Origin of the sequence: Pseudarthrobacter sp. IC2-21 (genome assembly GCF_034048115.1) — a bacterium.
Classification (GTDB): Bacteria; Actinomycetota; Actinomycetes; order Actinomycetales; family Micrococcaceae; genus Arthrobacter; species Arthrobacter naphthalenicus.
Window position 1 is genome coordinate 1,715,336 of the sequence record NZ_CP139145.1, and the last position, 23,580, is coordinate 1,738,915.

Sequence of the window (23,580 nt, forward strand, 5' to 3'; positions counted from 1 at the left end):
CCCGTTCTCCTTATTGATCTTTAGTGCGGATGATTGCTGCCTGTTCGAGCTTAGTGCACCCGGCATTCTCAGCCGGGTGCACCAAACCCTGATGTCTTGCGGTCAAACGGGGGCTGTTAGCCGTGAAGGGCCTTGCCGGCGAGGGCGAGGTGGGCTTCGCCCAGGGCCTCGTTCTGGGTCGGGTGGGCATGAACCAGTGCTGCCACATCCTCCGGGTAGGCCTCCCAGTTCACGATCAGCTGGGCTTCACCGATCTGCTCACCCATACGGGCGCCGATCATGTGCACGCCAACAACCGGACCGTCCTTTTGACGGACGAGCTTCACGATGCCGCTGGTGCCCAGGATGGAGCTCTTGCCGTTGCCGGCCAGGTTGTACTCCTGGGTCTCCACCTGGTCATCGCCGAACTTCTCCTTGGCGCCCTTTTCGGTGTAACCGACCGTAGCGATTTCCGGCTCGGAGTAGGTGACCTTGGGGATGTTGACGTCTTCGACCACGACAGGCTTCAGGCCGGCGATTTCCTCGGCCACGAAGATGCCCTGCTGGTAGCCGCGGTGGGCGAGCTGAACACCGGGGACGATGTCGCCCACGGCGTAGATGTTGCCGACACCGGTGTGCAGGCGCTCGTTGGTGATGACGAAGCCACGGTCGATGTTCAGGCCGGCTTCCTCGTAGCCCAGGTTGGCCGTGACGGGGCCGCGGCCCACAGCCACGAGGAGGAGATCGGCCTCGAAGGTCTTGCCGTCCACCAGGGTGACCTTGACGCCGTCGTCGTTCTGCTCAACGCCCTGGAAGAACACGCCGGTGGAGAACTTGATGCCGCGCTTCTTGAACGCGCGCTCGAAGTTCTTGACGATGGTTGCGTCCTCGTTCGGAACGAGGGAAGGCAGGCCTTCAACGATGGTCACGTCCACGCCGAAGGACTTCCACACCGAGGCGAACTCGACACCGATGACGCCGCCGCCAAGGATGATGGCGCTCTTCGGAATGTAGTCCATGGTGAGGGCTTCGTCGGAGGTGATGACCTTGCCGCCGATTTCCAGGCCCGGCAGTGTGCGCGAGTACGAGCCGGTGGCGAGGACAATGTTCTTGCCCTTGTAGGCGGTGCCGTTGACGGTGACGGTGTCCGCGGCGGTCAGCTTGCCTTCGCCTTCGATGACGGTGATGCCCTTGGACTTGATCAGCCCCTGGAGCCCTTTGAACTTGCCGGCAATGATGCCGTCTTTGTAAGCGTTGACAGCGTTGATGTCGATGCTGTCCAGGGTGACATTCACGCCGTACTTTGCCGAGTCGCGGGCGTGGTCTGCCAGCTCAGCGGAGTGCAGCAGGGCCTTGGTGGGGATACAGCCGTTGTGCAGGCACGTACCACCGAGCTTGCCTTTTTCAACGAGACCCACGGTGAAGCCCAGCTGAACGGCCCGCAGCGCGGTGGCGTAGCCGCCGCTGCCGCCGCCGAGTACCAGAATGTCGAATTCTTGCGCAGTTGCCTGATCGGCCACTTAGACGCTCCCTCGCGTGAACGATGACGCGAGCTTGCGCATCATCTGGTCTTTGGAACTTGTACTGCCGTGATTATGCCAGCAGGCAGGTTCTCTTTCATTTGTCACTACCGTGGTTTACCTTAGCGAACCACTTATCCATGCTCCACCTCGCCGCTGCGTTTGTGGAGCGCTTGTGTCCAGTGTCACGCGGCTTTGTGCCTGACGGATCACGCCGGGCAGCAAAGCCGCCTAGGACACCGGGACGTGGTCAGACTGCCGCCAGGACATCCTCCACGTAGGCCACCAGGGTCCGGACGGTACAGCCCGTGGCCTGCTTGTGCGTGTAGCCGTAAGGAGTGCCGTTGTTAAAGGAGGGGCCGGCAATGTCGATGTGGGCCCAGGGGATCTGTTCGCCGTCCTTGCCCTTGCCCACGAACTCGCGCAGGAACACCGCAGCGGTCATCATGCCGCCGTGCCGTTCGCCGATGTTGGCCAGGTCGGCCACCTGGGAGTCAATGGTGGGGCGCAGCTCCTCGGGCAGGGGCATGGGCCATACCAGTTCTCCCGCGCGGTCGGCAGCGGCCTTGAGCGGTCCGGTGACGCTGTCTGAGCCCATGATGCCTGCTGTGCGGTTGCCGAGGGCAATGAGCTGCGCGCCGGTGAGCGTGGCGACGTCGATAATGGCGTCGGGGTATTCACGGCTGGCGGCGACGATGCCGTCCGCCATCACCAGGCGGCCTTCGGCGTCGGTGTTCAGTACCTCCACGGTCTTGCCGCCGAACATGGTGAGGACGTCGGCGGGGCGGGATGCTCCGCCGCCGGGCATGTTTTCGGCGATGCACAGCCACGCGGTGGCCTTGACGGGCAGGCCAAGACGGGCGATGGCCAGCACAGTATTAAGGACGACGGCGGCGCCGGCCATGTCGGACTTCATGTCACCCATGCCGAGGGCCGGCTTCAAGGAGATGCCGCCGGTGTCGAAGGTGATGCCCTTACCGACCAATGCGATCTTCCTGATGGCCTTAGCCGGGGCGTACTCCACTTTCACCAGGCGCGGCTGGCGGCTGGAGCCCTTGCCCACGCCCATGATGCCGCCGAAGCCTTCCTTCTCCAGGCGCTTCTCATCCCAGACGGTCACCTTGACGGGCAGGCCTTTGGCCAGGTCCTTCGCGGCCTCGGCAAAAGACTCGGGAAAGAGGTGGCTCGGCGGCTGGTTGACCAGGGACCGGGTGGCATTGACCGCCTGGCCGATCAGGCCGGCGCGCTTCAGTGCCGCACTCAGTTCGTCGCTTGCCGGAACATCCGTGTAGATCACCGCATTGCGCACGGGGTCTTTGAGGCCATCGCTGGAGGACCTGTGCTCGGTAAAAGCGTAGGCGCCCAGCGCGGCACCCTCGGCGACCGCCGCGACGTCGGCGACTCCCGCCGTCGGGAATGCCAGGACAACGGTGGGCAGGCCAGCCAGTTGGCGGACGGCGGAACCGGCAGCGCGCCGGAGGGCCTCTTCGGAGAGTTGCTGGCCGACGGCGACCTTGCCCACGCCGGCCAGGACCAGCACGCCGGCACCGGTTTCGGGCAGGCCGGGAAGCCGGACTGCCTGATCGGCGGCCCCGGTGATCCCCAGGGCCTTGAGGGACTCGGTCAGCGCCTCGGCTGACTTCGCGGTCAGCGGGTTCCCCAGCAGCACAGGGCCGTCGGGGCCCTGTCCCACGCCGATGACAACGGCGTCACTGGTGGCCCTCTTCAGGTCCTTGGCGAGGGTACTAAGGTTGATTTCAGTATTCTTGACCACGGGGTAAAGTCCTCAATTCTCGAAAAGGCTGTTCGCGCAGGTGGATGTCCGGCGCTGGCCATGGAAATGATGCAGGTGTCCGGTCGGAGCCCGGCCGGGTGCCGGCCCGGCCCCTCCGGCAGCCTCTTCTCGATCGTAGCCGTTGGTGGCCGCCGGGGCGGAATCTTGTGAGACCTGCGCCACACCGGCCGGCGGAATGCCGGGAGCTCCGGAAGCGTTGTGCAATGTATCCACCTGAATCCTCGAAAGGAAGACGCTGTGCTTGAACGGATTTCCGGCTCACTGCTGGACCCCGATGCGCTCTACGCGAGCAACATCGAGCTGTTCCACAGCCCGGCGCTCCGCGGGCTGAACCTGGTGATGGGTTTCACCGGCTTTGCCGATGCGGGCCATGTAGTGAAGCAGATCAACGCGGAACTGTTGGACACCCTCGATGCCGAAACGGTGGCGGTGTTCGATGCCGACCAGCTGATCGACTATCGGTCGCGACGGCCACATATCTCCTTTGTCGAAGACCATGTGCAGGACTATCAGGCGCCGAAGCTGGCCCTGTACAAGTTGAAGGACGGGCTGGGCAATGCCTTCCTGCTGCTGGCAGGCTTCGAACCCGACCTTCAGTGGGAGCGTTTCGCGCGGGCTGTTGTGGGCATTGTGGAAAAGCTCGACGTTAACCTCGTGACGTGGATCCATTCGATACCCATGCCGGTGCCGCACACCCGGCCGGTGGGCGTCACGGTCCACGGCAACCGCCCCGAACTGATCGAGGGCATCTCGGTCTGGAAGCCCACGGTGGACGTCCCCGCAGCAGTGGGGCACATCCTGGAGCTGCGCCTGGTGGACGCCGGACGCAACGTCGCGGGGTATGTCATCCACGTCCCGCACTACCTCGCCGAAGCTGAATACCCGACGGCCGCAGTTGCCGGCCTCGAATTCCTCGGCGCGGCCACGTCCCTGATGCTCCCCACCGACCGGCTGCGTGAGGCGGGCCGGGAAGTTGCACGCCAGATCGCGGAGCAGGTGGAAGCCTCGGATGATGTCCGGCAGGTGGTTGCCCGGCTGGAGGAACGGTACGACGAGAAGGCCGACGGAACGGTCCGGCGCTCACTGCTCGCCGACGAGAACGACGAACTTCCCAACGGCGATGAGCTGGGGGCCGCGGTGGAGGCGTACCTGGCGCGGGAGAACCCCGGCCTCTGATCCGTCCGGCCGGATGTGTCCGCTTGGCAGACGGTTGCCACGCTAAGCGGGGCAACCCGGGCATAATGAGGGAGTGACTTCCCCCCGAGCCTGGCTGATCTGGACCGTCGGTATCTTTGCGTATCTGGTGGCGGTCTCCCAGCGCACGTCCTTCGGCGTGGTGGGGCTTGAGGCCACCGAGCGATTCAACGCCAGCGCATCCGCGATCTCCTTCTTCACCGTGCTGCAGCTGCTGGTCTACGCGGGCCTGCAGATCCCCGTTGGCGTGCTGGTGGACAGGTTCGGCTCCCGGGCCATGATCGCCGGCGGGGCCATCCTCATGGGGCTCGGCCAGCTCCAGCTCGCTTTTGCGGAAAGCATTCCCGGCGGCGTGGCCGGGCGGGTGCTGGTGGGTGCCGGCGACGCTATGACATTCATCTCGGTGATCCGCCTGATTCCGCTATGGTTTGCCCCGGCACGGGTTCCCCTGGTCACCCAGCTGACGGGAATGTCCGGCCAGTTGGGACAGCTTTTCAGTGTTCTGCCGTTTGCCTTTGTCCTGCACTCGTTCGGGTGGACCCCCGGTTTCCTGATGCTCGCCGGCATGTCTGCGCTGGCCGTGATCCTGGTGGTGGTTCTCCTGCAGGATCACCCGCCCGGAGCAACGACCCCGCAGGTACAGCGCGGCCTGAGGGCCACCGGCGTCTCCCTTGCCACTGCATGGCGCCAACCCGGGACCCGGCTGGGCATGTGGACCCACTTCACCATCCAGTTCAGCGGCACGGTGTTCGCCATGACCTGGGGCTATCCGTTCCTCATCTCCGGACAGGGGCTGGCCTCGGGGACCGTGGCAGGACTCATGACCCTGTACGTTGCCGCCGGACTGGCCACCGGCCCCTTCATCGGCAGCTTCGTCGCGCGGCACCCGCTGCGCCGGTCCACCATGGTTCTGCTGATATCCGTCGCCACTGCCGCGGCGTGGGCCGCTGTCCTGCTGACGCCGGGCCGGTCGCCGCTGTGGCTGCTCGCGATCCTGGTGGTGGTCCTGGCCATTGGCGGCCCGGGTTCCATGATCGGGTTTGATTTCGCCCGGACCTTCAACCCGGCCCACAGGCTCGGCACCGCCACGGGGATTGTGAACGTGGGCGGCTTCATCGCGGCACTCGTGACGATTTTCCTGATCGGTTTTGTGCTGGACTTCCTCCTTGCCAGCGGCTATTCCGGCGGGGAGCTGTACGGCCTGGAGCCATTCCGGATCGCCCTGAGTGTGCACTTCCTGCTGCTGGCGTTTGGGGGCGCCATGATGCTGCGGACCCGGCGCAAGGTGCGGCGTCAGATGGCGGCGCAGGGTGTGGTGGTGCCTCCGCTGCTGCGGGCTATGGCACAGCAGCGGCGGTCGAACCTGGCCCAGCGCCGCCGGCAGGACAGCCCGGAATAGCGCCGGCACTTTTCCTCCACACCTGCCGCCCGGGGAAGTTGTTGACATAGCGGGGGTGGGGACTGTCATTGGACTTGGTGCCGGGCCAAAGCTGGAGCCATGAAACCTTCAGAACACCTGACCGTCCGAGGCCCTGAAGACGTCCTCGGGTTCATTCCACATTCCTTGGGGTACTGGCCCTCGGACAGCCTCGTGGCCATGTCCATGCACGGTAAACGCCTCGGAGCGACCCTTCGGCTTGACCTGCCCGGGCCGCGAAATCTTGCCGACCCGCTGGAGTATGCCCGGAGGGTTCGCGAGTACCTTTCAGCCGACCGCGATGCTGACGGGGCCCTGCTGGCCCTCTTTACCAACCACGGCTGGATGGAACCGCCAGGGATCTACCAGGGACTGCTGGCCGCGCTGGAAACTTCTCTCGACGCCGGGGGCATGACAGTACGCGATGCCTGGTATGTGGGGGATGACTATTGGCGGAGCGCCAGCTGTGATGACCGGGTGTGTTGTCCTTTGCCCGGCCTGCCGGTGCAGGTGATCAAGGACAGCATGCTGAATGCCGAGATGGTCTACCGCGGCAGCTGTGTGGGGCCTTCGCCTGAAAACGGCGCACGCCCGGCGGCGGCGCTTTCCCGTGCGGAGCGCGCCGGTATCCTGGCGGCGGAGGATGCCTGGGCGGCCCGGCTGGACACCCGCCGGGGGAGCCGGGAACAATTCAGCAGCCTCCTGGGGCGGTGGGATTCGGTACTGACCGGCGAGGGCGTGCCGTTGTCAGCGGACCACGCAGCGTTCCTGCGCGCCTCGCTCCGCGTCCCCGCCTGGCGTGACGCCGTTTTTGTGATGGCTGCGGCGGGCACCCAGGCAGCAATGGCGGGTGCCGAAGCGTTTGGCATCTTCGAAGCGGGGTGCACTCTGGCGCCCGTCGGTCCGGCGGACCTCGGCCACGGCGCCACCGATAGTTTTGACAGTGCCTGCGCGGTGCCGGGATACGGCGAGATTCTGCTGGGCCTGGAGCCTGAAATGCCTGCATGGGACAGCCTGAACAGTCTGGATGCAGTTCTTGAGCAGCTCTCGGACTGCGGTGGAGCGTCCGGCGCTGCCGCGCTCACAGGCCGCGGCTGGATCGCCTGGTGCCGGGGCAGGGGATCGTACGCGGCCGCGTATCTTGGCCGTGCCCTGGACGAGGAACCCGGCTACCGGCTTGCCGAGCTGATGATCGAACTGGTGCGGCGCGGAACCCTCTGTGGCTGGGCAGCGCGGAAGGAGGCCGCCTGGCGCAGGTTCGAACCCGACGCAGCGTAGGTCCCGCCGGTTCTTGAGGCTTCTGCGGCAAAACCGTGAGACAATGGTTGCCGAGACCCGGTTGGGTCCGTGTATCAAGTGCATGTAATGCTGCCCCTGCGGGAACATTACAGCCGCCCCGGCAGTTCTACTTATAGACTCTGCCAGCCGTGGTTGCACCTGGTGTTAATCACGGACTTGACAGGGTCATAGTGGTGTTGCCCGTATGGTGATTCCACAGACCGCCGCTAGAAAGGTTTTCTGTGACCCCGTCTTCCGCGAAGAAGGAACCCGCCACCCAGGACGTTTTGTCCCCGGAGGAGAAGCAGGCTGCAACCAACGCCAAGCGAGCAGCAACGCGGGCAGCCAACAAAGCCGTCAAGGACGCCGCCGGCGGCACCGCCGTCGACGGCAAGCCCGAGCCCAAGAAGCGCGGGCCCAAGCCCGGCGCCAAAGCTGCCGCCGAGGCAGCCGGAAAAGCCGCACGTGCATCGGACTCCGATGACGACGAGGTCGAGGACCTCGACGATATTGTGATCGAAGCCGGCGAAGAGACTGAGATCGACGCCGCCAAGGCCGCATCCGCAGCCACCGGCAAGGGCTTTGTGTACTCGGACGCCGATGACGACGACGCCCCGGTCCAGCAGGTCATGTCCGCCGGCGCGACGGCTGACCCCGTTAAGGACTATCTCAAGCAGATCGGTAAGGTTGCGCTGCTCAACGCCGAGCAGGAAGTCGACCTGGCGCTCCGGATTGAAGCCGGGCTCTTTGCCGAAGAGAAGATCAACGCCGACGACGGTTCCATGGACCCCAAGTTCAAGCGTGAGCTTGAGTTTGTGATCCATGACGGCAAACGGGCCAAGAACCACCTGCTCGAAGCCAACCTCCGCCTGGTGGTTTCACTGGCCAAGCGCTACACCGGCCGCGGCATGCTGTTCCTGGACCTGATCCAGGAAGGCAACCTTGGCCTGATCCGCGCTGTCGAGAAGTTCGACTACACCAAGGGCTTTAAGTTCTCCACGTACGCCACATGGTGGATCCGTCAGGCCATTACCCGTGCCATGGCCGACCAGGCCCGCACCATCCGCATCCCGGTGCACATGGTGGAAGTCATCAATAAGCTGGCCCGCGTCCAGCGCCAGATGCTTCAGGACCTTGGCCGCGAACCCACGCCTGAAGAGCTGGCCCTCGAACTGGACATGACCCCGGAGAAAGTGGTTGAAGTCCAGAAGTATGGCCGCGAGCCCATCTCGCTCCACACCCCGCTGGGTGAAGACGGCGACTCCGAGTTCGGTGACCTCATCGAGGACTCCGAAGCCGTGGTCCCGGCCGACGCCGTCAGCTTCACCCTGCTTCAGGAACAGCTCCACTCCGTTTTGGACACCCTGTCCGAGCGTGAAGCAGGCGTCGTGGCCATGCGGTTCGGCCTCACCGATGGCCAGCCGAAGACTTTAGACGAAATCGGCAAGGTCTACGGCGTCACGCGTGAGCGTATCCGCCAGATTGAATCCAAGACCATGTCCAAGCTCCGCCACCCCTCCCGGTCGCAGGTGCTCAGGGACTACCTGGACTAGATCAGACTCACGCAACGCGGGGTCAGTTCCCGCCCGCCATCCACGGATTGACGGGCGGTAACTGACCCCGCGTTGCGGCTTAAAGGGCTTAAACCAGGGCGCTTCTATTGAAAAGCAAAACAGGACCCCCTCCAATGGAGGGGGTCCTGTCCGGATGTCTTGCAGGTCAGTCGACGGCTACGGGAGCCTTCTCGTGAAGCCTGCCGGTCTCATCGTGCCAGTCAGAGCTCAGCGGCCTGAGTGTTGCCTCGACTGCACGGGCATGGTGGCCGCAGAAAAGCAGCTCACCGCCGGAGGTCTCAAGTACAACGCGGACATATGCCTGAGCCCCGCAACGATCGCACCGGTCCAGTGCGTTGAGTGTGCGGTCTGCCACTGCTGTTGTCATATCGGCCTCCTTAGTAGATCTGTATGTCTATATAACCAGCATTCGTATCAATACCATCGCAAGGACGGGTCAAGTTCGCTGACCGCGTAGCCACAAGAGTGTCTCAAGCTTCGGATCATGGTCACGAAGGCGTCACGAGTGGCGGCGGCCACAGCCCCCGGCCAGGTGTGGCAGCGGGCCGCTCCCGCTCCCGCAGACTAGGCTTGAACGAGCGTCCGCAGCGCCAGCTGTTTCCGTTACTGAAGGAGTTCACCACCCGTGGCACCAAGTTCTGACTACACCGCCCGGCACCTATCCGTCCTGGAGGGCTTGGAGGCCGTCCGCAAACGCCCCGGCATGTACATCGGCTCCACCGACTCGCGCGGACTGATGCACTGCCTGTGGGAGATCATTGACAACTCCGTGGACGAAGCGCTGGCGGGCTTCGGACATGACATCAAGATCATCCTGCACTCGGATAACTCCGTGGAAATCCACGACGACGGCCGTGGCATCCCCATTGATGTGGAACCCAAAACAGGGCTCACCGGCGTCGAAGTGGTCTTCACCAAGCTGCATGCCGGCGGGAAGTTCGGCGGCGGCTCCTACACCGCCTCCGGCGGCCTGCACGGCGTGGGCGCCTCCGTGGTCAACGCACTGTCCGCCAGGCTGGACGTGGAGGTGGACCGCGGCTCCAAAACATACAAGATGTCGTTCCGCCGCGGAGAGCCGGGCCGTTTCAAGGACACCGGCAGCAAGCCCGATCCGGCCGCGACGTTCGAACCGTTTGTTAAGGACTCCGTCCTTGACGTCATCGGCAAGGCGAAGCGCGGAGTGACCGGGACACGGATCCGCTACTGGGCCGACCGGCAGATCTTCACTCCGGACGCGAAGTTCTCGTACGACGAACTGGCCGCCAGGGCCCGGCAGACATCCTTCCTGGTGCCGGGGCTCAAGCTCACCGTCCGCGATGAACGCCGGCTGGCCGGAACCCCGGGTGAAGCCGGCCCCCACGAGGAGGTCTTCCACCATGACGGCGGCATCTCCGAGTTTGTTGACTTCCTCGCCGCCGATCCCGCCGTCACCGATGTCTGGCGCCTGCACGGCTCGGGCAAGTTCAAGGAAACGGTGCCGGTGCTGGATGAGCGCGGCCACAGCCAGCTGGCCGAGGTGGAACGCGACTGCGAAGTGGACGTGGCACTGCGCTGGGGCATCGGCTACGACAGTACCGTCCGCAGCTTTGTGAACATCATTTCCACGCCCAAGGGCGGAACCCACCAGGCCGGCTTTGAGCAGGCCCTCGTCAAGACGTTCCGGAAGGCCGTGGAAACCAATGCCCGCAAGCTCAAGGCGGGCAACGACAAGATCGAAAAGGACGACATTTTCGCCGGGCTGACCGCTGTCCTGACGGTCCGGCTGGCCGAGCCGCAATTCGAGGGACAGACCAAGGAAATCCTCGGCACCTCGGCGGTCCGGGCCATCGTGGCGAAGGTCGTGGAGCATGAGATCAACGCCAAGCTGAACTCGGCCAACCGCAACGACAAGGCCCAGTCCGCGCTGCTGCTCGAAAAAATCGTCAGTGAGATGAAGTCCCGTATTTCCGCGCGCGTGCACAAGGAAACACAACGGCGCAAGAATGCGCTGGAAACTTCGTCCATGCCCACCAAGCTCGCCGACTGCCGGACGGACGACGTCGTGCGTTCCGAGCTGTTCATCGTCGAGGGTGACTCCGCCCTGGGAACGGCGAAGCTGGCACGGTCCTCGGACTTCCAGGCGCTGCTTCCCATCCGCGGCAAGATCCTGAACGTCCAGAAGGCGTCGGTGGGGGACATGCTCTCCAACGCTGAATGCGCCGCCCTCATCCAGGTGGTGGGCGCCGGCTCCGGCCGCAGCTTCGATATCAGCGCGGCCAGGTACGGCAAGGTCATCCTGATGACCGACGCCGACGTTGACGGGGCCCACATCCGGACGCTGCTGCTGACGCTGTTCTTCCGCTACATGCGGCCCATGATCGACGAGGGGCGCGTTTTCGCCGCCGTTCCGCCGCTGCACCGGGTCGAAGTGATCAACGCCGGCCAGAAGGCCAACGAGATGATCTATACCTACTCCGAAGCGGAACTGCACGTGCTGCTGGCCCGGCTGGCGAAGGAAGGCAAGCGCTACAAGGAGCCGATCCAGCGCTATAAGGGTCTGGGCGAGATGGATGCCGAACAGCTGGCTGAAACCACCATGGATCCCCGGCACCGGACGCTGCGCAAGGTGGGGATCGAGAACGCCAAGCAGGCAGAGGACACCTTCGATTTGCTGATGGGCTCGGACGTGGCGCCGCGGAAGGACTTTATTATTGCCGGCGCCTCCAGCCTGGACCGGGAGCGGATCGACGCCTGATAATCGGGCCGGCGTCCCTTAGCCCAGCAGGCCGGGCACGATCAGCAGCGCCGTGGGCAGGGCAAGCAGGAGGGTGCAGCCGGCCAGCACCGTGCCGCGGACCGCGGTGGGCAGTTCCGGCCGGGGCGAGAGCAGCCGGCTGACGCGCGAAGCCGTGGTGCGGGCGGCGTCGGAGCCGGTCACGCCCGCAGCGGCCTCCAGCCCGTCGAGGGCCAGGCCGGCCTGAGCGGCGGGCCGGAAAGCCCGGGCGCCGGCCGAGCCGCTGGCGACTATGGCGATTGCCTTGATGAGGGTTGACCGGCTTTCCGTCTTCAGGGCAACATCGTCAGCCAGCATCTCGATGAGGGAGTTCACGGACTCCTGGGCCAGCCTGGTGGTGGGAAGCCAGGGGAGGGCCTGGCGCCACGCGGCGAACGCCCAGAGGAGCAGGTGGTGGCGCTGGTTGAGGTGGGCGTTCTCATGGCTCAGGACTGCCCGCAGTTCGTCCGGTTCAAGGGCGGCCATCAGGCCGTCGGAGAGCACAGTGACCGAGCGGGCCCCGCCGGGCAGGCAGTAGGCCACGGGGGAGTCGTGGCTGATGACCACCGTTCCTGCCCTTTCAGCGGACGGCGAAGCCAGGAGGTCAAGCAGTTCACGGTGGCGCCGGCGCTGCCGCCGGATCTTGTAGTACGTGAGCAGCAGCGTAAAGACCAGGTGCGCCGTGAGCAGCGCGGCGGCGGAGAGGGCAAAAAGGTGCCAGAAGCCCAGTGCGGTGGTGGGCGCGTTAAAGAACACCATGCCCGCGAGGGCCCGCAGGCCCGCGATCAGGTTTTCGCCCACCGGTTCCAGGCCGTAGACCAGCATGGCGCCGATCATCGAAAGCCCGCCGGCGAGGGCGATCGCCTGCCAGAGGAGCATGGCGGTAAACGGCGAGCGGGCCGGCCACTGGGCACGCGAAAGAAAGATAGGCACCGGCCACGCCAGGACTATCGCCAGGACCGCCAGCAGGTATGAGGTCCAGAACATGGGCCCGCTAGACGTGGCCGAGCAGTTTGCGCAGCGTTTCGGCTTCACTTTCGGTTACGGAACCGATGAACTGCGCCAGTACGGCTTCCCGGTCAGGCGCGGAGCCCAGCACCTCATGCATCAGTTCCGCGGTGTGTTCCTCCCGGCTTGAAACCGCCTGGTAGCGGTGCGGCCTGGTGCCGCGTTCCCGTTCCACAAGGCCTTTCTTTTCCAACCGTGAGAGGACAGTCAGGACCGTTGTGACGGCAAGTTCCTTGCCGGCATGCCCGGCTGCGTCCCCTTCCGCCTCCGTGGTGGTTGCCAGTCTGTCACGCAGGGTATTTGCGGTGGCTGCTTCGTGGCCCGCCCAGAGCAGGTCCATCACTGCCCGTTCCAGTTCCCCAAGACTTGCCATTGCTACATCCTTCTTGTTCCCGCATCCGCCGGCTGAGCGCCGCGGTGCCTGCACATTGTTCGCTACAGATACACCACTAAATTTACCTGTTTTTTGGCTGAGTTTCTACGTACCGTAGAACACAGCGTGGGCGGTCGCCTTGTTGGCGGTGCAGTGACGTGCAACTCTTGTTTTTACAGTGCCTGCCGCATTGTTCTACACTCTGTAGAAGTTACAGTTCTACGATTCGTAGAAGTTGAACCCCGACCCCCGAGGGACTGCTGTGGAAGCTCTGGAAATCGCACGCTGGCAATTCGGCATCACCACCGTTTACCACTTCATGATGGTGCCCCTGACTATCGGCCTGGGCCTGGTGGTCGCAGTCATGCAGACCATCTGGTACCGGACCGGCAAGGCCGAATACCTGAGGATGACCAAGTTCTGGGGCAAGCTCTTCCTGATCAACTTCATCATGGGGGTTGCCACCGGCATCGTCCAGGAGTTCCAGTTCGGCATGGCCTGGAGCGAATACAGCCGGTTCGTCGGCGACATCTTCGGCGCACCGCTCGCACTGGAGTCCCTGCTGGCGTTCTTCGTTGAGTCCACGTTCCTGGGCCTGTGGATCTTCGGCTGGAAACAGCTGAAGCCGGCCATCCACCTCGCCTGCCTGTGGATCGCCGTGGTGGGATCGGTCTTTTCCGCCTACTTCATCATTGTGGCCAACAGCTGGATGCAGCACCCCGTCGGCGCGGAAATCATCAACGGCCGGCCGGTCATGACCGACGCGTGGGCCGTGTTCACGAACAACACCGCGCTGGTCGCCTTCCCGCACACCCTGATGGGAGCGCTGGCCGTGGCCGGCGGGTTCCTGCTGGGCATCGCCTGGTACCACCTCTGGCGCCGGCGCAAGGACGGCATCGACACCATCGGCCCTGACGGCAAGGTCATTCCCGGCGAAGCACCGATCGCCGGCCGCGACAGGACCGACTACAACGTCTGGATCCGCTCCCTCCGGATCGGCGCCGTCGTCGCCATGATCTCGTTCGCCGGCACCGCCCTCACCGGCGACCTGCAGGGCAAGCTGATGTTTGAGCAGCAGCCCATGAAGATGGCCGCTGCCGAAGCCGCCTGCCACGACGGCACCGGCTTTTCGGTCCTCAGCGTCGGCAACCTCGGCTCCAAGAACTGCGACGACATCACGGCAGTGATCGAAGTGCCGGGCATCCTGTCCTTCCTTGCCAAGGGCGACTTCACCACTGAGGTCAAGGGCGTCAACAGCCTCCTGGACCAGTACAAGGCCGACTACGGCACCCACCTGCCGGACAACCCGATCTACGGTGAACGGGCCGGCGCCGAAATCCAGTACGTCCCCGTCATGGAAGTCACGTACTGGGGCTTCCGGATGATGATCGGCTTCGGCGGACTGGCGGCGATGGCAGCTCTCGTGGCCCTCTGGCTGACCAGGAAGGGAACCGTCCCCGCGTCGCCCTGGCTGATGCGTCTGGCGGTGTTGGGCATCCTGGCCCCCTTCGGTGCCAACGCCGCCGGCTGGATCTTCACCGAAATGGGCCGTCAACCGTTCGTGGTTGCGCCCAACCCGGACCTGAACGGCATTGACCAGGTGTTTATGTTTACGGCAGCCGCCGTTTCGCCCGGCGTGTCCGCCGGCGAACTGCTGACCTCGCTCATCGTCCTGGCCGCGGTCTACGGCGCCCTGCTCGTGGTGGAGGTCAAACTCCTGGTCAAGTACATCCGCGGCGGCGTGGTCTCTGCCATGCCGGAACTGGTGCAGGCGCCGGCGGACGAGAACGAGGACGGCACCCCGGGCCCCGGCGGCACCGCCAAACCCGCCGATGACGTCCTGGCATTCGCCTACTAAGCAGAGCAGAGGATATTCGACATGGAACTGCTGCCCACCATCTGGTTCGTCATCATTGCGGTGCTCTGGACCGGTTACCTTTTCCTTGAAGGCTTCGATCTCGGCGTCGGAATGCTGATGAAGCTGTTCGCACGGAACAACACTGAACGCAGGGTGCTGCTGAACACGGTCGGCCCGGTCTGGGACGGCAACGAGGTCTGGCTGATCACGGCCGGCGCGGCCACTTTCGCGGCGTTCCCGCTCTGGTACGCCTCGCTCTTCTCCGCGCTCTACCTCCCCCTCCTGGTGGTCCTCGTGGCACTGATCTTCCGCGCCGTGGCTTTCGAGTACCGGGGCAAGGTGGACGATGACAGCTGGCGGGCACGCTGGGACTGGGCCATCGCCCTGGGCTCCTTCTTCGCCGCCTTCGGCGTCGGCGCGGCGCTGGCACTGACCACCACGGGCCTGCCGCTGAACGCAAACGGCGACCGTGAAGGCGGAGCGATGGCGTGGTTCAGTGGCTACGCCGTCCTGGGCGGACTGGCCGTGGTGGGGTTCTCCCTGCTCCATGCCCTGGCCTTCCTCGCCTTGAAGACCGACGGCGACATTCGGCACCGGGCCCGTGCCTGGTTTGTCCGGCTGCTGCCCGTCCTGCTGCTTCCCCTGGCCGCCTGGGCGCTGGTCATCCAGTTCCTGGCGGGCGAGCTGTGGACCTGGGCCGCCGTGGTCCTGGCAGTCGTGGCAGCTGTCGTGGCGTGGTTCCAGGCCCGGCGCGGAGCCGAGGGCCACGCGTTCATGGCCATGGGAACCTTCCTGCTCCTGGGCAGTGCCTCGATCTTTGGCGCCGTGTTCCCCGTGGTGCTGCCCTCCACCCTGGACCCGGCGTTTGACCTGACCATTGCCAACGCGTCCTCCTCCGATTACACCCTCGGCCTCATGAGCGTGGTGGCGGCGGTGGGCCTTCCGCTGGTGATCGTGTACCAGGCCTGGACGTACTGGGTGTTCCGCCGCCGCGTCAGCGCGGCGCACATCCCGGAGGCCCACAGTTTCCTGCCGGCAGTGGCCGTCAGGGCATTCACCACGAAGGGCTGACCCGGCGTGCGCCCGGACTTTCCAGCCGGACCGGCCACCCGCTCCGCCGTCTACTGGCTTGGCCTGCTGGCCGCGCTGAAGGCGCTCGCCCTGGTCCTCATGGGGCAGGCCGTGGCGGCCATGCTCGCCGGACTGGCCACCGGGAACGATTCCTGGCCGGACCAGCTGCCCTGGGGCCTGGCAGGCGTGGTGCTTCGTTCAGTCACCGTGTGGGCACAGGGCATCGCCGCCCGCAGGGCCGCCCTGGGCATCAAGGAGGAACTGCGGCAGGAACTGCTGGCACGCGCCCTTCGGAACGGTGCACGCAGCACCGGGCCGGGCGACGGCGGCCTCGCCGTGCTGGCGACCCGCGGCCTGGATGCACTGGACAGCTACTACACCCAGTTCCTGCCCGCGCTCGTGAACTGCGCCGCCATCCCGCTGCTGCTGGGGGTACGCATCCTCTTCGCGGACTGGGTCAGTGCCGTGGTAGTGGTCCTGACGGTTCCGCTGGTCCCGCTGTTTATGGTGCTGATCGGCCGGTACACGGAGGACCATGTCCGCGAGGCGCAGGAAACGCTCACCCGGCTCTCCGCCCACATGCTGGAGCTGGCCAAGGGGCTGCCCGTGCTGGTGGGCCTGGGCCGCGCCACGGCACAGCGCAAGGCCCTGGAGGAAATCTCCGAGGAATACCGGACCAAAACCATGGGGACCCTGCGGACCGCGTTCCTCTCCGCCCTGGCGCTCGAACTCATCGCCACCATTTCCGTGGCCGTGGTGGCCGTCTTCATCGGAGTCCGCCTGGTGCAGGGTGACATGGCCCTCGAGGCCGGCCTCCTGGCGCTCATCCTCGCGCCCGACTGCTACCTGCCGCTGCGCGAACTGGGCACTGCGCACCACGCCAGTGACGATGGGAGGGCCGCGCTCGCCGCGACCCGGACCGTCACCGAAGCACCGGAGCCGCGGCCGCTGCCTGCCGGCGGCGCCACTGCCGGGAATGCCGAAATCCCCGCCCGCGTCGTCCTTCCAGTGAACGACGACGCCGCGCTGCCTTCCACAGCGGACTCACGCGGCGTGTCGGTCACCGACCTCACGGTTACCTATGCGGGCAGGGCGGAAGCCGCCGTCGGCCCCCTCACCTTCACCGCCCCGCGGGGCCGGATCACCGCCCTCGACGGCCCCAGCGGTGCCGGCAAAAGCACCGTGCTGGGCGTGCTCGCCGGGACGGTGGGCGACGGCGCCGGAACCACGGTGTCGGGACAGCTTTCCGGCTTCGACCGGGACGCGGTGGCCTGGGTTCCGCAGCACCCGGTGATGGTGGCGGAGTCCGTCCTTGGGGAGGTCGCGCTCTACGTCAACGCCGGGACTGCAGAAGAATCGGAAGGGATTGCCCGCGAGTGCCTCGCCGCGGCTGCCGCCGGCCACCTTGCCGGGAAGCATCCGGCCGAGCTGAGCCCGGGGGAGCTGCGGCGCGTTGCGCTGGCCCGCGGGCTGGCCCGCATCCGCGCCGGCGCCACCGTGCTGCTCCTTGATGAACCGACGGCCCACCTGGATGCCGCTTCATCGGGGCTGGTGCAGGACTCCATCCGTGCCCTCCGCGGCCAGGTCACCGTGATCCTGGTGGCCCACGACCAGCAGACCCGCGAACTGGCGGACCACCTGGTGCCTGTCTCTGCCCGCGGGGTCACGGAACCGTCCAGGGCCCCTGCCAGGCCGAACGCTGCAGTGGCTCCAGGAGGCCCGGCCGGCGCAGCAGCGGGCGGTGACGCCCATCAGGTCCCTGCAACCCCAGGCCTGGGCGTTGCCCGCCCGGCGTCGGACGGACGGCCTGACCCAACCGACGGAGGGCCTCAGCCAACCAGCAGCCTGCTGGGCAGCCTGCTGGCGCCCGTGGCCGGCCGGTTCACGGGCGCAGCCGTGGTGGGGGCCCTGGCCGCCATCTTCGCTGTTGCTCTCTCCGGACTGTCCGGCTGGCTCATCATCAGGGCGAGCGAGCAGCCGCCCATCCTCTACTTGCTGACCGCCATCGTGGGCGTGCGGTTCTTCGGAATCGGGCGGGCCGTCCTGCGCTACGGGGAGCGGCTGCTGCTGCACGACGCCGTCTTTGCCGCCCTCACCCGGCTCCGTGGCCGGATTTGGGAATCGCTGAGCCGCAAGGCCCTGTCCCTGCGGCGGCTGCTGCAGGGCGGCAATGTCCTGGGCACGGTCATTGACGATGTCGATACCATCCGGGACCTGCTGCCGCGCGTTGTCCTGCCTCCCGTGACCGCCCTTGCGGTTGGCGGTGCGGCGCTGCTGGCCACCACCCTGGTGGCCCCGGCGGCCCTGCCCGCCGTCGCCATCGCGGCCGTCCTGAGCCTGGCCGTGGCGCCCGCTGCTGCCCTCTGGGGCGACCGGCAGTCGGCCGCAGCGGAACAGCGCCTGCGCGCCGGGGTCCTGCGGCGCACGTCCGCGGCCCTGGACGCGCGGGCCGAACTGCACGCCAACGGCATCTCCGCGACGGTCCTGGCTGCACTCCGGTCCGAGGACCGCACAGCAACCAAAGCATCCCAGCGCTCCGCCTGGGCGGAAGGCCTGGGCCAGGCCGTCACCGTAGCCGCCTGCGGCATGGCGGCGCTGGCTGCCGCCGTGCTCACTGCACCGCAGGTGATTGCCGGCGCCATGGAACCGGCCACCGCGGCGGTGATGGTGCTCCTGCAGCTTGCCTTGGTGGAGCCTTATGCAGCCATGACGACGGCGGTCCGCCAGTACCCTGCCCTGCGCCAGGTCATGCGCCGCGTGGCGGAGTCCGGCGTCCTGACCGCGACGGCGGACGAGGAAGCAGAAGGGGACGGGCTGTGCCACGTCCCACCCCGCTCCGGGGCTGTCCCCGGTGTGGAACTGACCAACCTTTCGGCAGCCTGGCCGGGCGGAGGCACAGTGTTCTCCGGGGTGTCGGCAACTGCCGGACCAGGCCGATGGCTGGCGGTGACCGGGCCTTCCGGCGCGGGTAAGTCCACCCTCCTTGCCGTTCTCCTGGGCTTCCTTCCCGCCGCGGCCGGCACGGCCGCGGTGACAGGACAGGCAGCCTGGTGCCCCCAGGAAGCTCACCTGTTCGATTCGACCCTTCGAGGCAACCTGATGCTGGGGCTCCCAACCCGCCGGAACGGCACCTCCGGCACCCCCGGCTCCAGTACCCCTGAGCCCGGCGAGGCCGAGCTGGCTGCGGCCTTGACCGCCGTCGGCCTCGATGCCCTGGTGGCACGGCTGCCGGACGGGCTTGACACCCGCATCGGCCCCGGCGGCTCGTTCCTGAGCGGCGGTGAGCGGCAGCGGCTTGCCGTGGCCCGGACCATCCTGACAGGCGCCCGGGTGATCCTGCTGGATGAGCCCACGGCCCACCTGGATGCCGAATCGGGCCGTGGGATGCTGGCAGACCTGCGCGCCGGCCTCCAGGACCGAACGGTGGTCATGGTGACGCACAATCCCGCTGACATCCAGCCGGGCGACACTCTCCTGGACCTGTCCGCTGCTTCGCTGACAGGCGCTGAGGGAGGGACCCGGGATCTGCTGTCAACGGGGCACCCTTCATTGGCCTGAGGTGACCGGCTGATGTCGGCACAGGCTACCGACCGATGTGGGTAGCCTGTTGCCATGGACCAGAAGCCACCGGTGGACTTTCCGCAACTGCAGTGGCGGCCGGCCGCGGCGTCCGACATCCCGGCGTGGGCTGCGCTGATTGCCCGGGCCGCCGCCGTCGAGACGCCCGTCTGGTACGAGCGGGAAGCGGACCTGCAGGAGCACGTCGCGTCCCGCAAAAACCCTGTGGCCACGCACACGGTGCTTGGTTTCGACGGCCACGGCGTCATCCGCGCGTACGCCAGGATTTCGAAAAACCCGGACGGGGACAAAGCACACGGCTTTGGGTGCGTGGACCCGGCGTGGCAGCGGCGCGGAATTGGCACGGCACTGCTTGGCTGGCTGGAGCAGCGCACCCGGGAGCGCTTCGCCGGGGACCGCGCCAGGGTTCCGGCAGAAGTCTCCGCCGGCGGCGACGCGCGGCCGGTGCCCCGCCTGCGGATCGGGACCGAGCAGCAGCACGCGCACCAGGCCAGGCTGTTGGAAACCGGCGGGTACACGGTGGTCCGCTACTTCAACGAAATGCACCGTCCCCTGGACCGGCCGCTGCCCCCGGCCGCCCTCTCCCCGTGCCTGGTGCTGGCCGCGCTGGTTCCGGAGCTGCACGAACCGGTCCGGCTGGCGCACAACGCGGCCTTCCTCGACCATTGGGGCAGCGAGCCGAAGGACAGGGAATCCTGGTCTTTCATAGTCAACAACCCGCAGGCGCGCCCGGACCTCAGCGCTGTGGTCCTGGACAGTGTCACCGCTGAAGTGGCCGGTTACCAGCTTGCCAGCCACGATCCGGACATAGCCGTGCAGCGGGGCTTCCGGGAGGGCTACACGGAACTGCTCGGCGTACGGCGGGAGTACCGCGGCCGTGGGATTGCCCGGGCGCTGCTGACTGATGCCATGCGCCGGTTTACCGCCGCCGGAATGGACGTGGCGTCACTGGATGTCGATTCGGAGAACCCGTCCGGCGCGCTGGCGCTTTACACGCGGCTGGGTTACCGGGCCGTCAACCGCAGTATGGCCTGGGACAAGGCCCTGTAGTCAACAGCTGTAGTCAACAGCTGTAGTCAGGCCCTGGCGTCAGCCGTCCACGTCGTGCAGATGGTGGACCACGTCGTGCAGGAAATACTGGGACAGCGTCAGGACGGTGAACTTCGAACCGTTGCCCCGCAGGCCCGTCCGGACCCAGTCCTCCTCCCGGACGCCGGCGAAGGACGCGGCGATCTGTTCGCCCTCGGCCGTCAGTTCGGCACTGACAACGGCGGGGTCCGCGCCGGCATAGTCCTTCTCGACAGCCGTCCGGTCCTGGTCCCAGTTCTCGAACCGTGCGTCCTCGGACCCGAGCATCAGGTTCAGCCGCTGGTCGAACAGCGCAAAGACGTCCCGGACGTGGCAGGCGTACTCCAGGGCCGACCACGTGTTCGCGTCCGGACGTTCGGTGACCTCCGGCCTGCGGAGGACCGCCCGCCAGCGCGGGAGCATGTTCGCCACGCTGCCGGCAACGGTCACCGGAGTGACGGTGGATGCATCAAAGGAACACTCCGGGCAGGGCCGGGAGAGTACCCAGGTCCAGTCTTTTTCATCAGGAATGATAGGCATGGCAGCAGTCTAGGCCGGATCAGCCCAGGCCATGGCCGGTCCCACCGCATCCACGGCCTGGGACAGGGGAATGCCCGAACCGTCACGCCGCCCGTGTTCCTGCGGCAGCGACCTGGCCACACCGCCCAGCGAGGACGCCTTGGCCGGTCCGTGGCCCGCCCAGCCCAGCAGCAGGGTGTCTTCGCCCTTGAGGAACCGGTGGGCGCGGACACCTGCAGTGGCGCGGCCCTTGACCGGATACTCGGCAAACGCCGTCACCTTCGCAGCGCCGGGCGCGGTGCCCGGCAGGGCGCCGTCGGTCCCTGCGATGGTCACCACGACGGCGGCGTCATCGTTCGGGTCCACCGCGCCAAAGAACACCACATGGTCGCCGGCGCCGAGCTTGATCCCGGCCATGCCGCCCGCTGTCCTGCCCTGGGCCCGGACGGTGCCGGCACTGAAGCGCAGCAGCTGCGCTTCGCGGGTCAGGAACACCAGGTCCGTGTCTTCCGACCCTGCCGGGGCCACGCCCACCACGGAGTCCTTGTCCTTGAGGGCAATGATTTCCCAGTCCTCGCGGTTCAGGGGGTAGTCCGGCTGGACCCGTTTGACCACGCCCTGGGCGGTCCCGATGGCCAGGACCTCATCCAGCGGGGCGAAGGCCACCAGTGTTTCACCCTTGCCCAGGGTGATGAAATCCTTGGCGGGGACCCCGCCGGCCAGGTTGGGCAGGCCGGACATCGGCGGCAGCACCGGCATGTCCATCACCTGGAGCCGCAGCATGCGCCCCAGTGAGGTCACAGCGGCGATCTCACCGCGCGCGGAGGTCTTGACCACGGACCGGAACACGTCATGCCGGACCCGCGGACCTGACTCGGCGAGCGGCTCCTGGTTGGACGTGCGGCCAATCTGGCCCGAGGCCGTAAGAATGGCCCAGCACGGGTCATCGGGGATCTCCAGGGCCAGGGGTGTGGCTTTGCCCTTCACCCCGGGCGCGGCGGCCAGTGCAGCGGCCACCGTGGGGGAGACGGCCTCGGATTCGAGCAGCACCGTCCGGCGCGGGGTGCCGTATTTCTCCGCGATCTCGCCGAGCTCGGCCGACACCAGTTCACGCAGCCGCTGCTCTGAGCCGAGGATGGCTTCCAGCTCCGCAATTTCGCGGCGCAGCTCCTCCTGTTCCTTCTCGAGTTCGATCCGTGAGTACTTGGTCAGCTGCCGCAGCCGCAGTTCCAGGATGTAGTTGGACTGGATTTCGGTGAGGTCGTAGATGGACATCAGCCGTTCGCGGGCTGCGGCCACCTCGTCCGAGGAGCGGATGATCTGGATGACCTCGTCAATGTCAACGATGGCGATCAGGAGGCCCTCCACCAGGTGCAGGCGGTCCTTTTTCTTGCCCAGCCGGAAGGCGGTGCGCCGGCGGACCACGTCGATCCGGTGGCCGACGTAGACAGAGAGCAGGTCCACCAGCCCGAGGGTCTGCGGCTGGCCGTCCACCAGCGTCACGTTGTTGATGCCGAACGAGTCTTCCATGGGGGAGTAGCGGTATAGCTGCTGGAGGACAGCGTTCGGGTTGAACCCGTTTTTCAGCTCGATGACCAGGCGCAGGCCGTGTTTGCGGTCCGTGAGGTCCACGATGTCGCTGATGCCGGTCAGCTTCTTGGCGTTGACCGCGTCCTTGATCTTCTCGATCACCTTTTCCGGACCCACCATGTACGGCAGTTCGGTGACCACCAGGCCGGTCCGCCGGGCGGAGAGCTGTTCGATCTCCACTTTGGCGCGGGTTTTGAAGGATCCGCGCCCGGTGGCGTACGCGTCACGGATGCCGTCCAGGCCCACGATGCGGCCGCCGGTCGGCAGGTCAGGCCCGGGGACAAAACGCATCAGGTCATCCAGAGTGGCGTCCGGGTTTGCGATCAGGTGCCTGGCAGCGGAGATGACCTCCACCAGGTTGTGCGGAGCCATGTTGGTGGCCATGCCCACGGCGATGCCGGTGGCACCGTTGACCAGCAGGTTCGGGAACGCCGCCGGCAGCACGTCCGGCTGGGTGAGCTGGTTGTCATAGTTGGGGACAAAGTCCACCACGTCCTCGTCCAGGTGGTCCGTGAGCGTCAACGCCGCCGCCGCCAGCCTGGCCTCCGTATAGCGGGGAGCAGCCGGGCCGTCATCGAGGGAGCCGAAGTTGCCGTGGCCGTCGATCAGCGGCAAACGCAGCGAGAAGTCCTGGGCCATGCGCACCATGGCGTCATAAATGGCTGTGTCGCCGTGCGGGTGGAGTTTACCCATGACCTCGCCCACCACGCGCGCGCTCTTGACGTGGCCGCGGTCAGGCCGGAGGCCCATCTCGCTCATCATGTACAGGATCCGGCGCTGCACCGGCTTGAGGCCGTCCCTGGCGTCGGGCAGGGCCCGGGAGTAAATCACCGAATAGGCGTACTCGAGGAAGGAACCTTCCATCTCGGACGTGACATCGATGTCCACGATGTTCTCGACGTAATCCTGGGCGGCTGCCCCGGCTGGGGGTGGGCTTTGGCGGCGGGCCATATGGCTGGTGGATCCTTCTGGGTTACTGATGGTGCGCTGGCGGGCTGCAGTTTC

Annotated in this window: 16 protein-coding genes; 9 read left to right on the top strand and 7 right to left on the bottom strand. The window is 66.4% G+C overall.

The window, feature by feature from the left end:
- Positions 1-116 precede the first annotated feature (116 nt).
- Both lpdA and SBP01_RS07825 read right to left on the bottom strand, forming a co-directional pair.
- Positions 117-1,499: a dihydrolipoyl dehydrogenase gene (gene lpdA / locus SBP01_RS07820; RefSeq protein ID WP_275213597.1), complete on the bottom strand. Its 1,383-nt coding sequence runs from the start codon at positions 1,497-1,499 to the stop codon at positions 117-119.
- A gap of 250 nt (positions 1,500-1,749) precedes the next feature.
- A complete protein-coding gene (locus tag SBP01_RS07825) occupies positions 1,750-3,273 on the bottom strand; it encodes a leucyl aminopeptidase (protein WP_320538025.1) in 1,524 nt (507 codons plus the stop codon).
- Positions 3,274-3,531: 258 nt separating this feature from the next.
- On the opposite strand from SBP01_RS07825, the gene SBP01_RS07830 reads away from it, so the two are divergent.
- From SBP01_RS07830 to SBP01_RS07845, 4 genes are all read left to right on the top strand, one after another.
- A complete protein-coding gene (locus tag SBP01_RS07830; protein ID WP_275213600.1) occupies positions 3,532-4,470 on the top strand; it encodes a proteasome assembly chaperone family protein in 939 nt (312 codons plus the stop codon).
- Positions 4,471-4,543: 73 nt separating this feature from the next.
- A complete protein-coding gene (locus tag SBP01_RS07835) occupies positions 4,544-5,887 on the top strand; it encodes an MFS transporter (protein WP_275213601.1) in 1,344 nt (447 codons plus the stop codon).
- Positions 5,888-5,986: 99 nt separating this feature from the next.
- Positions 5,987-7,183 carry a DUF4192 domain-containing protein gene (locus SBP01_RS07840; protein WP_275213602.1) on the top strand — a complete coding sequence of 399 codons (1,197 nt, stop codon included), beginning with the start codon at positions 5,987-5,989 and terminating at the stop codon, positions 7,181-7,183.
- A 242-nt stretch (positions 7,184-7,425) separates the two neighbouring features.
- Positions 7,426-8,736 (top strand): RNA polymerase sigma factor, encoded by a 1,311-nt coding sequence (locus SBP01_RS07845; RefSeq protein WP_275213603.1) that lies wholly within the window; start codon positions 7,426-7,428, stop codon positions 8,734-8,736.
- Between the two features lie 166 nt (positions 8,737-8,902).
- Here the strand turns inward: SBP01_RS07845 and SBP01_RS07850 are convergent, their stop codons facing one another.
- Positions 8,903-9,124, bottom strand: a complete 222-nt coding sequence (locus SBP01_RS07850; RefSeq protein ID WP_275213604.1) for a hypothetical protein — start codon at positions 9,122-9,124, stop codon at positions 8,903-8,905.
- Positions 9,125-9,382: 258 nt separating this feature from the next.
- On the opposite strand from SBP01_RS07850, the gene SBP01_RS07855 reads away from it, so the two are divergent.
- Positions 9,383-11,491, top strand: coding sequence for a DNA gyrase/topoisomerase IV subunit B (locus SBP01_RS07855; RefSeq protein ID WP_275213605.1), 2,109 nt, complete (start codon positions 9,383-9,385; stop codon positions 11,489-11,491).
- Positions 11,492-11,509: 18 nt separating this feature from the next.
- On the opposite strand, the gene SBP01_RS07860 is transcribed toward SBP01_RS07855, so the two are convergent.
- Both SBP01_RS07860 and SBP01_RS07865 read right to left on the bottom strand, forming a co-directional pair.
- Positions 11,510-12,496: a M56 family metallopeptidase gene (locus tag SBP01_RS07860; RefSeq protein ID WP_275213606.1), complete on the bottom strand. Its 987-nt coding sequence runs from the start codon at positions 12,494-12,496 to the stop codon at positions 11,510-11,512.
- A gap of 7 nt (positions 12,497-12,503) precedes the next feature.
- Positions 12,504-12,890 (bottom strand): BlaI/MecI/CopY family transcriptional regulator, encoded by a 387-nt coding sequence (locus SBP01_RS07865; RefSeq protein ID WP_320538026.1) that lies wholly within the window; start codon positions 12,888-12,890, stop codon positions 12,504-12,506.
- Positions 12,891-13,152: 262 nt separating this feature from the next.
- On the opposite strand from SBP01_RS07865, the gene SBP01_RS07870 reads away from it, so the two are divergent.
- From SBP01_RS07870 to SBP01_RS07885, 4 genes are read left to right on the top strand one after another with little or no spacing between them, the layout of a single operon-like run.
- The gene (locus SBP01_RS07870; protein ID WP_275213608.1) at positions 13,153-14,748 is read left to right on the top strand and encodes a cytochrome ubiquinol oxidase subunit I; all 1,596 of its coding nucleotides are present in this window, start codon (positions 13,153-13,155) and stop codon (positions 14,746-14,748) included.
- A gap of 21 nt (positions 14,749-14,769) precedes the next feature.
- Positions 14,770-15,819: a cytochrome d ubiquinol oxidase subunit II gene (gene cydB / locus SBP01_RS07875; RefSeq protein ID WP_275213609.1), complete on the top strand. Its 1,050-nt coding sequence runs from the start codon at positions 14,770-14,772 to the stop codon at positions 15,817-15,819.
- Between the two features lie 6 nt (positions 15,820-15,825).
- The gene (cydD, locus tag SBP01_RS07880) at positions 15,826-19,377 is read left to right on the top strand and encodes a thiol reductant ABC exporter subunit CydD (RefSeq protein WP_320538027.1); all 3,552 of its coding nucleotides are present in this window, start codon (positions 15,826-15,828) and stop codon (positions 19,375-19,377) included.
- A gap of 54 nt (positions 19,378-19,431) precedes the next feature.
- On the top strand, positions 19,432-20,448 hold the full coding sequence (locus SBP01_RS07885) for a GNAT family N-acetyltransferase (protein ID WP_320538028.1): 1,017 nt from the start codon (positions 19,432-19,434) through the stop codon (positions 20,446-20,448).
- Between the two features lie 39 nt (positions 20,449-20,487).
- Here SBP01_RS07885 and SBP01_RS07890 read toward each other — a convergent pair whose 3' ends face one another.
- Together SBP01_RS07890 and SBP01_RS07895 are read right to left on the bottom strand one after the other, a co-directional pair.
- Positions 20,488-21,006, bottom strand: coding sequence for a DinB family protein (locus SBP01_RS07890; RefSeq protein WP_275213614.1), 519 nt, complete (start codon positions 21,004-21,006; stop codon positions 20,488-20,490).
- Positions 21,007-21,015: 9 nt separating this feature from the next.
- On the bottom strand, positions 21,016-23,526 hold the full coding sequence (locus tag SBP01_RS07895; protein ID WP_320538029.1) for a DNA topoisomerase IV subunit A: 2,511 nt from the start codon (positions 23,524-23,526) through the stop codon (positions 21,016-21,018).
- Positions 23,527-23,580 lie beyond the last annotated feature (54 nt).